The sequence below is a fragment of the Maribacter cobaltidurans genome (assembly GCF_002269385.1).
Lineage (GTDB): Bacteria > Bacteroidota > Bacteroidia > Flavobacteriales > Flavobacteriaceae > Maribacter > Maribacter cobaltidurans.
The window spans coordinates 3,122,889-3,135,119 of the sequence record NZ_CP022957.1 but is presented as its reverse complement, the minus strand read 5'-3'; the positions used below and the strand labels follow the sequence as shown (position 1 = coordinate 3,135,119).

Sequence of the window (12,231 nt, the reverse complement as noted above, 5' to 3'; positions counted from 1 at the left end):
CTTATTTTTTTACGTCATTATAAGAAATCTCCTTCTCGTCAATCTCAGAATTATTTTCAGTTACCTCTTTCGTAGATGTTTCCTTTTCTTCCACTTTTGGAGTTTCTAGGTTAACTGTTTCCTGAGCTTCCTCTGCAGCATCGTCACCACCAGTCAACATTCCACCAAAACTTTGAAAACCAATCCCCATCAATCCAGTAATTATAAAGGTGATTCCAAGGCCCCTTAACGGAGGGGGAACGTTGGAATACCTAATTTTTTCACGAATAGCGGCAATGGCCAAAATGGCCAAAAACCAACCTATTCCCGAACTAAGACCATAATTAAAAGCAAGTCCAAATGTTTCTATTTGTCTGGATTGCATAAATAAAGAGCCCCCCAAAATCGCGCAGTTTACGGCAATCAAAGGCAAAAATATACCCAAGGAGTTATACAAGGATGGAGAAAATTTTTCAACGATAATCTCTACCAATTGCACCATCGTCGCAATAGTGGCAATAAAAAGGATAAAGGATAGAAAACTAAGATTGTAATCTGCATATTCCGGGCCTAACCAAGACAATGCGCCTTCCTGCAAAAGATACCTATCCAACAACCAATTCAATGGGACCGTTACTGCAAGTACAAAGATTACGGCAGCACCCAGTCCGACAGCTGTTGCCACTTTTTTGGACACAGCCAAATAGGAACACATTCCCAAGAATACGGCGAACACCATATTGTCTATAAAAATGGACCTGAAAAATAATTCTATATGCTCTAACATAATACTAAATCTAAGTATGTTTTTAATTTTCTTCTACCAAAGCAGGATTCCTGGAACGCTGGACCCAAATAATAATACCAACCACGATTAGGGCCGCAGGAGGTATAATCATAAAACCGTTGTTCTCATAACCTATGGAATACAATCCCGTTTTTTCAATAGGATCCCCCAAAACAGGAAATCCAAAAAGTGTTCCCGAACCTAATAGCTCTCTAAAAAAACCTACGATGACCAATATGATTCCATACCCCAAGGAGTTCCCTATACCATCCAAAAAAGACCTCCACAAACCATTCCCTAATGCGAATGCTTCAAAACGTCCCATAATAATACAGTTGGTAATGATAAGACCTACGAATACGGAAAGTGTTTTACTCAATGGATATGCAAAAGCTTTCAATACCTGATCCACAATAATGACCAAGGTTGCCACAACGATAAGTTGCACTATGATTCTAATTTTTGATGGAATGATATTACGCATCGCAGAAATAACCACGTTTCCAAGACCTAAAACGAACATCACTGCGATTGCCATAACCACGGAAGCCTTAAGCTCTGCGGTAATGGCCAATGCGGAACATATACCCAATACCTGAATGGTAATCGGGTTGTTATCCGCTAATGGATCCTTAATTAGATTTGCATCTTTTTTTGATAAAAGTCCCATATTAATTTGTTCTAATAGTTTTTAAATAATCCTTGTAAAGATTCACGGTTTCCTTAATCATGGCAGATACTCCATTTCCGGTAATAGTGGCACCGGCCAAGGCATCTACTTCGTTATCCTCTTTATCATTGTTCAAAGGGTCATTATTCCCTTTTGCCACATTAATTCCTGCATACCTGGTCCCATCCATAATGCTTTCACCAGAAAAGTCATCCATAAAATATCTTTGATTGATGTTTGCCCCAAGACCAGGGGTTTCACCTTTATGATCAAAAAATACCCCTTGAACAATCATTTTATCATCCAAAGCAATATATCCCCAGATATCGTCCCATAATCCTTTCCCATACATTGGAATAACATAAAACTTTTTACCTTCCTTTTCTCCAATAAACAAGGGTAACTCAGGTGTTTCACCCTTTTTGGCCAAGGCCAATTGCTTTTTCATGTCAATCAAATACGCCTCGTCGTTATCTACAATTTGATCCCCTTTGATAATAATTTGTTCCGTAATGTATTGGGAAAACTTATCCTCGACAATATCCGTTGGGACAAAATTCACACTTCCTTCATCAACATTATCGTTGATTCCCATGGCGTAAAGAATATTCTGTTGTTTTTCAAAACGCATATTCTCATTTATTCTACCACTTAACCCAGTAGCCAAAAAAGCCAGAATAGAACCTACTACGATTACCATGACTGCGGCGAACACCACAGTGTACACATTTTTATCTGTATTGATTGCCATAATTAAACCGTTTCTGCTTTTAATTCTTCAGCTTTACCGTCTGTATCCTTAGGAAGCACGACGGCGTTCTTAAATCTTTTCAATCGCCTATTTATATTTGCTTTCACCACATAATGGTCAATAGTAGGAGCGAATACATTCATTAACAATATTGCCAAGAAAACCCCTTCTGGATATGCAGGATTGAAAACGCGAATCATTACGGAAATAAAACCGATAAAGAAACCATAAAACCATTTTCCACGATTGGTCTGTGACCCTGTAACCGGATCGGTCGCCATATAGACTATACCAAAGGCGAGACCTCCTACAATTAAGTGTTTCCAAAAATCGAAACTCATTAATCCATAAAATTTGCTAGTCTCGGTAATCCAACCGAATTCAACTACTTGGTTAAAAATAAGCCCCATAACCAAAGAACCGATTACAGCACTCAACATAATCCTCCAGCTTGCTATCTTGCTAAAAATCAAGAAAAGTCCACCGATCAATATCAACAGAGTTGAAGTTTCACCCACAGAACCAGGAATAAAGCCAAAGAACATATCCGATACGGAATAACTCACATCCGAATTTTGTGCCAAGGAACCCAGAATGGTCTCACCAGAAATAGCATCGGGTCCGCCAGCGCGTTCAACAGCGCCATGTACCCAAACCTTATCCCCACTCATCCAAGTAGGATAAGCAAAAAACAAAAAGGCTCGAATGGTCAACGCAGGGTTTAAAATATTCATACCTGTTCCCCCAAATACCTCTTTACCTATAACAACTCCAAAAACTACAGCTACAGCCAACATCCAAAGTGGGGTGTCTACAGGAACGATTAAAGGAACCAACATTCCAGTTACCAAATATCCCTCCTCAACCTCATGACCTTTTATTACGGCAAAAATAAATTCCACCAAAAGACCAACACCATAGGATACAACAACAAGAGGAAGTACTTTAATAATCCCGATCCAAAAATTATCCCAGGTTAAAAAATTTTCAAAAAATGACAAAGTCCTTGGACTACCATTGGCTGCATCTATTGCAGCGTAATGCTGATAGCCCGCGTTGAACATGGAAAAAACAAGCACTGGAATCAATGCCATAATCACCGTATTCATGGTTCTTTTCAAATCATCTACGGCCTTAACATGGGTGCCCCCGTGTGTAGTTTCGTTTGGAGTAAACAAAAAAGTATGAAAGGCATTGAAGGCAGGCGCCATCTTTTTGCCCTGATACTTAAGCTTTAACTCATGCATTTTACTTTTTAAGCTCATAATATCCTATCCTATTTCTTTTTGTAACAAATCCAACCCTTCACGAATAATCTTCTGATGGGGTTGTTTAGATATACATATAAATTCAGTTAAGGAAAAATCCTCTGGAGCGACTTCATAAAGTCCCAATTGCTCCATCTCATCCAAATCCTTCACCATACATGCCTTTAACAACTGCAGTGGGTAAATATCCATTGGAAACACTTCTTCATATTGGCCCGTAACTACGAATGCCCTATGCTCTCCATTGGTATTGGTATTTAAGTCATATTTCTTATTAGGTTGCAACCAGGAGAAGGTTAGTGCCCGAGTAGCGGAAACCTTATTAAATACAGGTTTGTTCCAACCAAAGAGCTCATAATCATCACCTTCCGGGATAACAGTAACGGTATTGTTATAAAAGCCCAAATGACCATCCGGTTTGCTTTTGGACCCTGTTAGCACATCACCATTGATAACCCTAAAATTTTCTTCATTAACACCACTTGCATAAAGGAAAGTAGAAATCTCTGCCCCTATTTTGGTCGTATAATATTTTGGTGACTTTACCGATGAACCTGCCAGGGCAACCAATCTTTCCGCATTGAACTTACCCGTAAGCAAAAATTCCCCGATTACAATCAAATCCTGAGGAGAAACGGTCCAAACCAATTCACCCTTATTTATGGGGTCTATTTTATTTATTTGGGTACCTACCAAGCCCGCCGGATGCGGTCCGGATACTTTATGCAAGGTAATACCCTGTAATCCAGATAATGGGGAGCTACCTGATTTCCCTACAGATACATGAACTTTGCCCGGAGTAAGTTTTCCCAAAGCGCTTATCGCAGCTTGAAGTTCGGCTTCCTTACCTTTTAGAACATAATCCAAATCAGCAGCTAAAGGAGCGGTCGCATAACCTGAAATAAAGATTGCTTTTGGCGTCGTCAAGGGATTTGCTATTACCTCATAAGGTCGCTGCTTAATAAAGGGCCAACATCCTGATTTTAATAAAGCTGCCTTAATTTCTTGACCTGTGGCATTTTCCAAATCCAATTTCTTGTGCTCAACAACCTCTTGGGTTTTATCGGCCAAAATTTTTACCTCAAGAATTCTTCTTCTTGCACCCCTTACGATTTCAACCAATTCACCACTTACCGGCGAAACAAAAAGCATTTCCTCAACACCTTTATTATAGAACAACGGTTCCCCAGCTTTTACCTCGGCCCCTTCCTTCAATAACATTTTGGGTGTTAATCCGTGAAAATCATCAAGTTTAATCGTATAAACATTACTTAGGACCGCTTTTGAAGTTGACAATTCGGCTGCTCCTACCAAATTAATATCCAGTCCTTTTTTAATTCGAATGTCTTTTGACATATTATTGTAGACCTTAGGTTAACAAAATTTGGTGCGAATTTACTACTTAATGAAAAGTTTTCATAATAATTAACCATAAATTAGGCATTCTGTCGACGTTAATTTTTTAGGCATCCTTTTTGTTTACCTTTAACCCAAATTTTAGCTGTTAAATGCGATTATACCTTAAACAAATAATGTTAGGCATCCTTTGCGTGCAAAGTATTGTGGCACAGGTTCAAGAGGAAAAAAACCCGCCAGAAAACATTAAGTCAATTATTTTTAGAGGACCTACGGACGACCAATTTCCCGTAGTGCAAATTGGTGAATCCATGCATCTTGAATTTGATGACCTTTTGGCCAACGAACAGGATTATTATTATAAAATAGTGCACTGTGATTACGATTGGACTCCTTCGGACCTCTTAAAATCACAATACTTGGACGGCATTGACAACCAACGTATCATTAATTATGAAAATAGCTATACAACGCTGGAAACTTATTCCAATTATCAACTTACGATCCCCAACGAAAATGTACGATTAAAGGTTACAGGTAACTATGTTCTGGAAATTTATAATAATAGCTATGAGCTACAGTTTTCCAGAAGGTTTATTGTATACAAGGATGTCGTTAAGGTTGCGGCACAAGTAAAACGCTCTAGGGATTTTAATTTTCTCAATGAGAAGCAAGTGGTCCAGTTCAGGATAAATTCCGGAAACTTTAGATTGGTCAACCCAAAAAAGGAAGTTAAGGTAGCCATAATACAAAATAACTATTGGGGTACGGCTATTTACAACATTGCCCCACAATTTACCATAGGAAGTGAATTGGTCTATAAATATGATCAAGAAACGGCCTTTTATGGGGGTAATGAATATCTATTGTTCGACACCAGTGATTTAAGAGCCCCAAGTTCGCAGATTGCAAGAATAGAAATTGGAGACCTGTACAACCATTACCTCTTTAGCGATAATTTTAGGGCAAACGAACCATACACATATTTTCCCGATATAAACGGGGATTACGTTATAAGAACTTTACAGGGGGATAATGCTTCACGAGAGGCGGAATATACAAAGGTACATTTTAGCCTACCCTACACCGAAACTCTGGGTCTAGACGATGTGTTTATTTTTGGCAAATTCAACAATTATGCGCTAACAGATGAAAACAAGATGACCTATAATGAAGACAATGGTATGATGGAGGCAACCTTGGAACTTAAACAAGGCTTTTACAACTATAAATATGTCACCAAAGGCGATGATGGAAAAATAAATTTGAATCCCGTTGGAGGAAATTTTCACTTTACCGAGAACAATTATCTTATCTTAGTGTACTATAGAAATTTTGGAGACCTTTATGATTCTATAATAGGTGTTGGATCGGCAAACTCCAGGACCATTAGCAACTAACAAAAAATCCATTAGACAAGAGTCCTATGGAAACCAAACCAAGCGTTAATACAACAGGGCGATATCAGTTAAGATATAGGGGCGTAGAATGCCTAAACTGTGGTCACCCTTTGGACATAAGCGATAAATATTGCCCCAATTGCTCACAAGCAAACAGTACTAAAAAGTTAACTCTCAAAGATTTCTTTGAGGAGTTCTTTTCCAATATTATCTCCTACGATTCCAAATTGTTCAGAACGCTTGGGTCACTCTTACTACGTCCAGGTAGAATCACTAAGGCCTATATATCTGGCCAACGGGTTTCATATACAAACCCTTTCCGGTTTTTACTAAGTTTGGCCATAATCTATTTTCTGCTGATTGGCCTTTCAGGAGATTTGGAACGATTGGACAGGTTTGGTACTGGCCCAAACGAACTTCCCATAAATTTTAGTGGTTCCATGGTTGAAGATTTGGATTTTGGGAATAGCCAAGAGGACAAGGCACAGGTTATGGCGGAACTAGACTCATTGGAATTAAATGATTTAATATCAGAGAAGATAAAGGTTAGGGACTCCATTATCATGGCCGACCCTAAAAAACAACTTATAGCTGCATCAGAAAAAACGTTTTTTGGTTCTTTAATCCGCAAACAGGAAATATTTGGCACATTAATACAAAAGGATACTTTATATGTCTTTGATGATGCAAAAAACAAGTATTTGCTCGATGACAATTGGCATAACAGAACATCCTTTAATATGGCACGAAGCATTATAAGGGTAAAAAGACAACCGGGAGCCTATTTAAATTCCGTGCTCTCCAAACTACCATTTACTACATTCTTCTATTTACCGGTATTCACCATCTTCATTTGGCTGGTCTATATCAGAAAAAAGTATACATATACCGATCATTTAATATTTAGTTTCCATAATCAATCTTTGTTCTTTATATTGCTCATTATTAGCTATTTGATTGATTCTGTTTTTGGAATAGACACTAGCGGTATTTTTATTTTGATTTTCGCAATTTACTTGTATAAAGCCATGCGAAATTTTTACGATCAAGGTAGATTTAAAACTATTGTTAAATATATTTTCCTAAATACTATTTTCGTTATTTTAGCTATTATGGGAGCTGCACTATTGTTTGCAGGTAGTATGTTTACCTATTGAGAATTATGACGACACAAGTTACCAAAGGCATTAAAATATCCGTTAAAACAAATTTTGAAGGCACCTTCTTCAAAAATTACAAAATGCATTATGCTTTTGGATACACCATTACCATCGAAAATCAAAGTAAGGATTCCGTTCAGTTAACATCGCGCCACTGGCGTATATACGACTCCCTTAATGATGTTGAAACGTTGGATGGGGAAGGTGTGATCGGAAAAAAACCAGTAATAAAGCCCGGGGAGTCCCACACCTATAATTCAGGATGTCTTCTTACATCGCCTATCGGTGCCATGAAGGGACATTACAACATGATCAACTTCACTTCAACGGAAAATTTTAGGGTTTATATTCCAACATTCAAATTTAGTGCTCCATTTGCCTTAAACTAAGAAGGTTTTAACCTCAATTTAGTTTTTAGTGCAATACCCTTTTAGTAAATTTGGTCAACTACTAATTTTAAAATAAAAATTGACCATGGGTAAAGGATTTTTCCAAGTACCGGCCGCCATTAATGAGCCAATAAAAAGTTATGCGCCAGGCACACCTGAGCGTGACGAAGTCTTAAAACAATATAAATCTTATTACGATAGTACAGTTGATGTACCAATGTATGTTGGGCACAACGAGGTAAGGACGGGTAATACCAAGCCAATGTCCCCTCCGCATGACCATCAACACATTCTGGGCCATTATCATGTAGCCGAAAAGAAACATGTTGAAGAGGCCATTTCCAATTGCCTTGACTCAAGAAATGCGTGGGCGAATTTGACATGGGAACAAAGAGCGGCCATTTTCCTAAAAGCTGCCGAACTTATTGCAGGACCTTATAGGGCAAAAATCAATGCTGCCACTATGTTGGCCCAGTCAAAAACCATCCATCAAGCGGAGATTGATTCCGCCTGTGAACTAATAGATTTTTTAAGGTTCAACGTAGAATACATGTCGCAAATTTATGAGGAGCAACCCTATTCCTCCGAAGGTATTTGGAACAGGGTCGAATATAGGCCTTTGGAAGGTTTCGTATATGCCATTACACCATTCAACTTTACGGCCATTGCCGGAAATTTGCCCGCTAGTGCAGCCATGATGGGTAATGTAGTAGTTTGGAAACCCAGCGACAGTCAAATTTTCTCCGCCAAGGTAATTGTGGACGTATTTAAAGAAGCCGGTCTACCGGATGGCGTTATCAATGTTGTATATGGAGACCCTGTGATGATTACGGAAACCATTTTGGCCAGCCCTGATTTTTCTGGTATACATTTTACAGGTTCCACGCATGTATTCAAAGAACTATGGAAACAGATTGGCAACAATATTCATACATATAAAACCTACCCCAGAATTGTAGGGGAAACCGGGGGAAAGGATTTCATCATTGCGCACCCTACGGCACAACCCAAGCAAGTAGCTACCGCAATTACTCGGGGCGCTTTTGAATTTCAAGGACAAAAATGTAGTGCTGCGTCAAGGGTATATCTACCAAAATCCACTTCAAAGGAGATTCTTGACCTTGTCAAAAAGGATGTGGAATCGTTTAACAAACCAGGTTCTCCTGAAGATATGGATAATTTTATCACCGCCGTCATCCATGAAGGTTCGTTTGATAAACTTGCGAAGTACATCGACCAAGCAAAAAATGACAAGGAAGTCGAAATCATTGTTGGTGGAGGGTATGATAAATCAAAGGGTTATTTCATAGAACCAACCGTTATTTTAACGACGGATCCGCATTATTCCACCATGGAAACAGAACTTTTTGGCCCAGTGGTAACTGTATATGTGTACGAAGATGCGGAATGGTCCAAAACACTGGAGTTGGTAGATCGCACTTCGGAATATGCATTGACCGGAGCCGTACTTTCCCAAGACAGGTATGCAATAGATGAGGCCACCAAGGCATTGCAAAATTGTGCGGGAAACTTTTACATAAACGATAAACCAACAGGAGCCGTAGTAGGTCAGCAACCTTTTGGTGGCGCTAGGGCTTCTGGGACCAATGATAAAGCCGGGTCGGCTCAAAATCTTTTAAGATGGGTATCCCCAAGATTGATAAAGGAGACGTTTGTCACTCCAGAGGATTATAGATATCCCTTTTTGAGTTAATGGACTGAAATTAAAATCGATACAAAATTAAATCCGATTAAGATTTTATTTAAATTTAAGGTGTTTTCGGAAAATCTGGAAACACCTTCAACCTTTAAAAACACTTTAAATGAAAAAATTATTTTCGCTCCTGTGCTTAGTCATTGCAATTGGTTTTACCCATGCACAGGAAAATTTAACACAGAATACCATCCAAGGGCTACTTAAGGGCAACCAAGATCAGGTTATTCAACTTGCCGAAGCATTTTCTGAGAATCAGTATGACTGGAGACCTATGGAAGGAGTAAATTCCGTAGCGGATGCACTGCTACATGTAGCCAGTGCCAACTATTTTATTGGAACTAAAATGGGATTTGCCCCACCAGAAGACGTAGATATTATGGCATTGGGAAAAATTACCGGAAAGGACAACATCATTACCGCCCTCAAAGAATCAAACGCCTGGGTGTTGGACAAATTAAATGAGGTTAGTACGGATGAACTAGCAAATGAAGTTGACTTTGGCTTTATGAAAATGAATAAATTAGGGGGCCTTTTAATAATTATGGAGCATAACGGTGAGCATAAAGGACAATTAATAGCCTATGCCCGTTCCAATGGAGTGGTTCCTCCTTGGAGCAAGTAATATACTATTCTTTAAAAAATTAAAGCGCCAAACAGGCGCTTTTTTTATGCAACAAGGAATTTTTCACACAATTTAAATGTAAATTTAACGTTAATTAATTGTAAATTAAATGTTTTCTTCTGAAATTTACAATTGATTATGAATACTTTATCCAAAACATATCAAATTATTAAGCTCTATTTTCTTTGCTTTAGGATTCATATGTGGAACCGCCTCAAAAAATATGGAAAGAAATGTCACCTTAGCTATTATAGTCTACTAAGCCTGTGAAGTTTAACCCTTAAATTTCAACGGGAGATAAACTACCTTCTTGGTTTCAAAGAAAGCGTTTTCGAAATAGTCAGAAAGTTCATAGATTTCGGCCTTTATATAAGGTTCCAGTTCTTCCTTTAAATCTCCTCCTTTCAAATAAAGAATCCCATTCCTTCTATCGTGTTGGGACTCCTTTTTAATTTTACCCTTTACCCAATGCACAAAGGTTGGCATGGCAGCTACGGCCCTACTCACTATAAAATCGAATTGCATTGGAACATCCTCTACCCTTGAGTTTACTGTTTTTACATTTTGTAGGCCCAACCTTTCTACGACCTCGTTTACCACCTTTATTTTTTTTCCAATGGAATCCACCAGCGTAAATTTTACGTCCGGATAAATAATGGCCAAAGGTACTCCAGGAAAACCACCCCCCGTGCCTACATCCAGAACTTCAGCTCCATCTTTGAACTCCTGAATTTTGGCTATACCCAATGAATGTAAAACATGCCTCAAATAAAGTTCATCAATATCTTTTCTAGAAACCACATTGATTTTCAGGTTCCAATCTTTGTAGAGTTCCTCCAATAAAACAATTTGATTTTGTTGCTCTTTCGATAAATTGGGAAAATATTTGAAAATGGTTTCGGCAGTCATCCTTATATTTGTATAATTATAAAATGTATATATTCACTTTTGCAAAGATTTCTTTTTTAATCAACCTACCAAACTATTAGGATATCATTTGCGTTATATTTAGAAACAAAGATTACCGGTTATGGAAAACAAAACCATTAGATTCCCCAGAAAAGATTCAACTCAATTTTTCAAAACCCTAAACAGTAGGGTAAACGATTACTTTAAAAACAACAAAATAAAGAAAACAGGAAACTGGAAACTACATTTAAAAACTGTAGTCATGTTCACCTTGTTTTTGGCGCCCTACTTCTTGATTTTAACTTTGGGACTTCCCAACTGGGCCAATATTCTACTTACCATAGTCATGGGCGTAGGCATGGCGGGTGTTGGTATGAACGTTATGCACGATGGAAACCATGGTTCCTACTCCAACAAAAAATGGGTGAACAAAATTATGGGCAGCAGTATATACATTCTTGCGGGAAATGTCTATAATTGGCAGGTACAGCACAATGTTTTGCACCATACCTACACCAACATCCACGAACATGATGAAGATATGGAAGCCGGTAGGATTCTGCGTTTCTCCAAACATGCCGAATGGAAGAAATACCATAAATTTCAGCATTTCTACTCTGTTTTTTTGTATGGTCTGCTAACCTTTAATTGGGCTATTACCACGGACTTTCAGCAAATGTATCGGTATATGAAACGCAAACTCGCGTATGGAAAACTGCCCAGTGCGACCTTTAACTGGAGTACTTTGATCATAACCAAAATACTTTATGTTACTATTTGGATTGTATTACCCATGTTGGTGCTGGACATAGCTTGGTGGAAAATTCTCATTGGCTTCTTCTTGATGCATTATGTGGCCGGAGTAATTTTGAGTGTGGTATTCCAATTGGCCCATATTGTAGACCATGCAGATACGCCACTGCCCGATGACAATGGTACCATGAAAAATACCTGGGCAATACATCAATTATTTACAACAGTAAATTTTGGTACTAAAAACAAGATTGTAAATTGGTTCACGGGAGGCTTGAACCATCAGGTTGAGCATCATATCTTCCCCAACATCAGCCACATACATTACACAAAAATTTCAAAAATTGTGAAACAGACCGCGCAAGAATTTAATTTGCCATATCACGAATATAAAACTACTAGAAAAGCCATAATTTCGCACTTTAAACATTTAAAGGAATTGGGCAAACAGCCTACTTTACAGTACTAGT

12 protein-coding genes are annotated in these 12,231 nt (G+C 38.3%); 6 read left to right on the top strand and 6 right to left on the bottom strand.

Annotated elements, in window-relative coordinates; genetic code table 11:
- Position 1: 1 nt before the first annotated feature.
- Genes nqrE through CJ263_RS13805 form a run of 5 tightly spaced genes read right to left on the bottom strand, consistent with a single transcriptional unit; the run spans position 2 to position 4,811 of the window.
- Positions 2-766, bottom strand: coding sequence for an NADH:ubiquinone reductase (Na(+)-transporting) subunit E (nqrE, locus tag CJ263_RS13825; protein WP_094997815.1), 765 nt, complete (start codon positions 764-766; stop codon positions 2-4).
- Positions 767-788: 22 nt separating this feature from the next.
- Positions 789-1,436, bottom strand: a complete 648-nt coding sequence (locus tag CJ263_RS13820; protein ID WP_094997814.1) for an NADH:ubiquinone reductase (Na(+)-transporting) subunit D — start codon at positions 1,434-1,436, stop codon at positions 789-791.
- Between the two features lies 1 nt (position 1,437).
- Complete coding sequence (locus CJ263_RS13815; protein ID WP_094997813.1) at positions 1,438-2,187, bottom strand: Na(+)-translocating NADH-quinone reductase subunit C; 750 nt, start codon at positions 2,185-2,187, stop codon at positions 1,438-1,440.
- 2 nt (positions 2,188-2,189) lie between these two features.
- Entirely contained in the window at positions 2,190-3,452 is a 1,263-nt protein-coding gene (locus CJ263_RS13810) for an NADH:ubiquinone reductase (Na(+)-transporting) subunit B (protein WP_094997812.1), read from the bottom strand.
- A 6-nt stretch (positions 3,453-3,458) separates the two neighbouring features.
- A complete protein-coding gene (locus tag CJ263_RS13805) occupies positions 3,459-4,811 on the bottom strand; it encodes a Na(+)-translocating NADH-quinone reductase subunit A (RefSeq protein ID WP_094997811.1) in 1,353 nt (450 codons plus the stop codon).
- 152 nt (positions 4,812-4,963) lie between these two features.
- On the opposite strand from CJ263_RS13805, the gene CJ263_RS13800 reads away from it, so the two are divergent.
- The 5 genes from CJ263_RS13800 to CJ263_RS13780 all read left to right on the top strand — a co-directional run bounded on the left by CJ263_RS13800 (position 4,964) and on the right by CJ263_RS13780 (position 10,099).
- Positions 4,964-6,211: a type IX secretion system plug protein gene (locus CJ263_RS13800; RefSeq protein WP_094997810.1), complete on the top strand. Its 1,248-nt coding sequence runs from the start codon at positions 4,964-4,966 to the stop codon at positions 6,209-6,211.
- A 26-nt stretch (positions 6,212-6,237) separates the two neighbouring features.
- Positions 6,238-7,368 carry a DUF3667 domain-containing protein gene (locus CJ263_RS13795; protein WP_094997809.1) on the top strand — a complete coding sequence of 377 codons (1,131 nt, stop codon included), beginning with the start codon at positions 6,238-6,240 and terminating at the stop codon, positions 7,366-7,368.
- Positions 7,369-7,373: 5 nt separating this feature from the next.
- Positions 7,374-7,760 (top strand): Co2+/Mg2+ efflux protein ApaG, encoded by a 387-nt coding sequence (gene apaG, locus CJ263_RS13790; RefSeq protein WP_094997808.1) that lies wholly within the window; start codon positions 7,374-7,376, stop codon positions 7,758-7,760.
- Positions 7,761-7,845: 85 nt separating this feature from the next.
- A complete protein-coding gene (pruA, locus tag CJ263_RS13785; protein ID WP_094997807.1) occupies positions 7,846-9,474 on the top strand; it encodes an L-glutamate gamma-semialdehyde dehydrogenase in 1,629 nt (542 codons plus the stop codon).
- Between the two features lie 109 nt (positions 9,475-9,583).
- Positions 9,584-10,099, top strand: a complete 516-nt coding sequence (locus CJ263_RS13780; RefSeq protein WP_094997806.1) for a DinB family protein — start codon at positions 9,584-9,586, stop codon at positions 10,097-10,099.
- 273 nt (positions 10,100-10,372) lie between these two features.
- Here CJ263_RS13780 and rsmG read toward each other — a convergent pair whose 3' ends face one another.
- On the bottom strand, positions 10,373-11,008 hold the full coding sequence (rsmG, locus tag CJ263_RS13775) for a 16S rRNA (guanine(527)-N(7))-methyltransferase RsmG (RefSeq protein ID WP_094997805.1): 636 nt from the start codon (positions 11,006-11,008) through the stop codon (positions 10,373-10,375).
- 121 nt (positions 11,009-11,129) lie between these two features.
- Here rsmG and CJ263_RS13770 point away from each other — a divergent pair, with 121 nt between their 5' ends.
- A complete protein-coding gene (locus CJ263_RS13770) occupies positions 11,130-12,230 on the top strand; it encodes a fatty acid desaturase family protein (RefSeq protein ID WP_094997804.1) in 1,101 nt (366 codons plus the stop codon).
- The last annotated feature ends 1 nt before the right edge of the window (position 12,231 follow it).

What these genes read in the sequence shown, in the direction of transcription:
- CJ263_RS13815 (WP_094997813.1), bottom strand. Translation starts at nt 2,187, where the DNA reads ATGGCAATCAATACAGATAAAAATGTGTACACTGTGGTGTTCGCCGCA.
- CJ263_RS13770 (WP_094997804.1), top strand. Translation starts at nt 11,130, where the DNA reads ATGGAAAACAAAACCATTAGATTCCCCAGAAAAGATTCAACTCAATTT.
- CJ263_RS13810 (WP_094997812.1), bottom strand. Translation starts at nt 3,452, where the DNA reads ATGAGCTTAAAAAGTAAAATGCATGAGTTAAAGCTTAAGTATCAGGGC.
- pruA (WP_094997807.1), top strand. Translation starts at nt 7,846, where the DNA reads ATGGGTAAAGGATTTTTCCAAGTACCGGCCGCCATTAATGAGCCAATA.
- CJ263_RS13800 (WP_094997810.1), top strand. Translation starts at nt 4,964, where the DNA reads ATGCGATTATACCTTAAACAAATAATGTTAGGCATCCTTTGCGTGCAA.
- nqrE (WP_094997815.1), bottom strand. Translation starts at nt 766, where the DNA reads ATGTTAGAGCATATAGAATTATTTTTCAGGTCCATTTTTATAGACAAT.
- rsmG (WP_094997805.1), bottom strand. Translation starts at nt 11,008, where the DNA reads ATGACTGCCGAAACCATTTTCAAATATTTTCCCAATTTATCGAAAGAG.
- CJ263_RS13820 (WP_094997814.1), bottom strand. Translation starts at nt 1,436, where the DNA reads ATGGGACTTTTATCAAAAAAAGATGCAAATCTAATTAAGGATCCATTA.
- CJ263_RS13805 (WP_094997811.1), bottom strand. Translation starts at nt 4,811, where the DNA reads ATGTCAAAAGACATTCGAATTAAAAAAGGACTGGATATTAATTTGGTA.
- CJ263_RS13795 (WP_094997809.1), top strand. Translation starts at nt 6,238, where the DNA reads ATGGAAACCAAACCAAGCGTTAATACAACAGGGCGATATCAGTTAAGA.
- CJ263_RS13780 (WP_094997806.1), top strand. Translation starts at nt 9,584, where the DNA reads ATGAAAAAATTATTTTCGCTCCTGTGCTTAGTCATTGCAATTGGTTTT.
- apaG (WP_094997808.1), top strand. Translation starts at nt 7,374, where the DNA reads ATGACGACACAAGTTACCAAAGGCATTAAAATATCCGTTAAAACAAAT.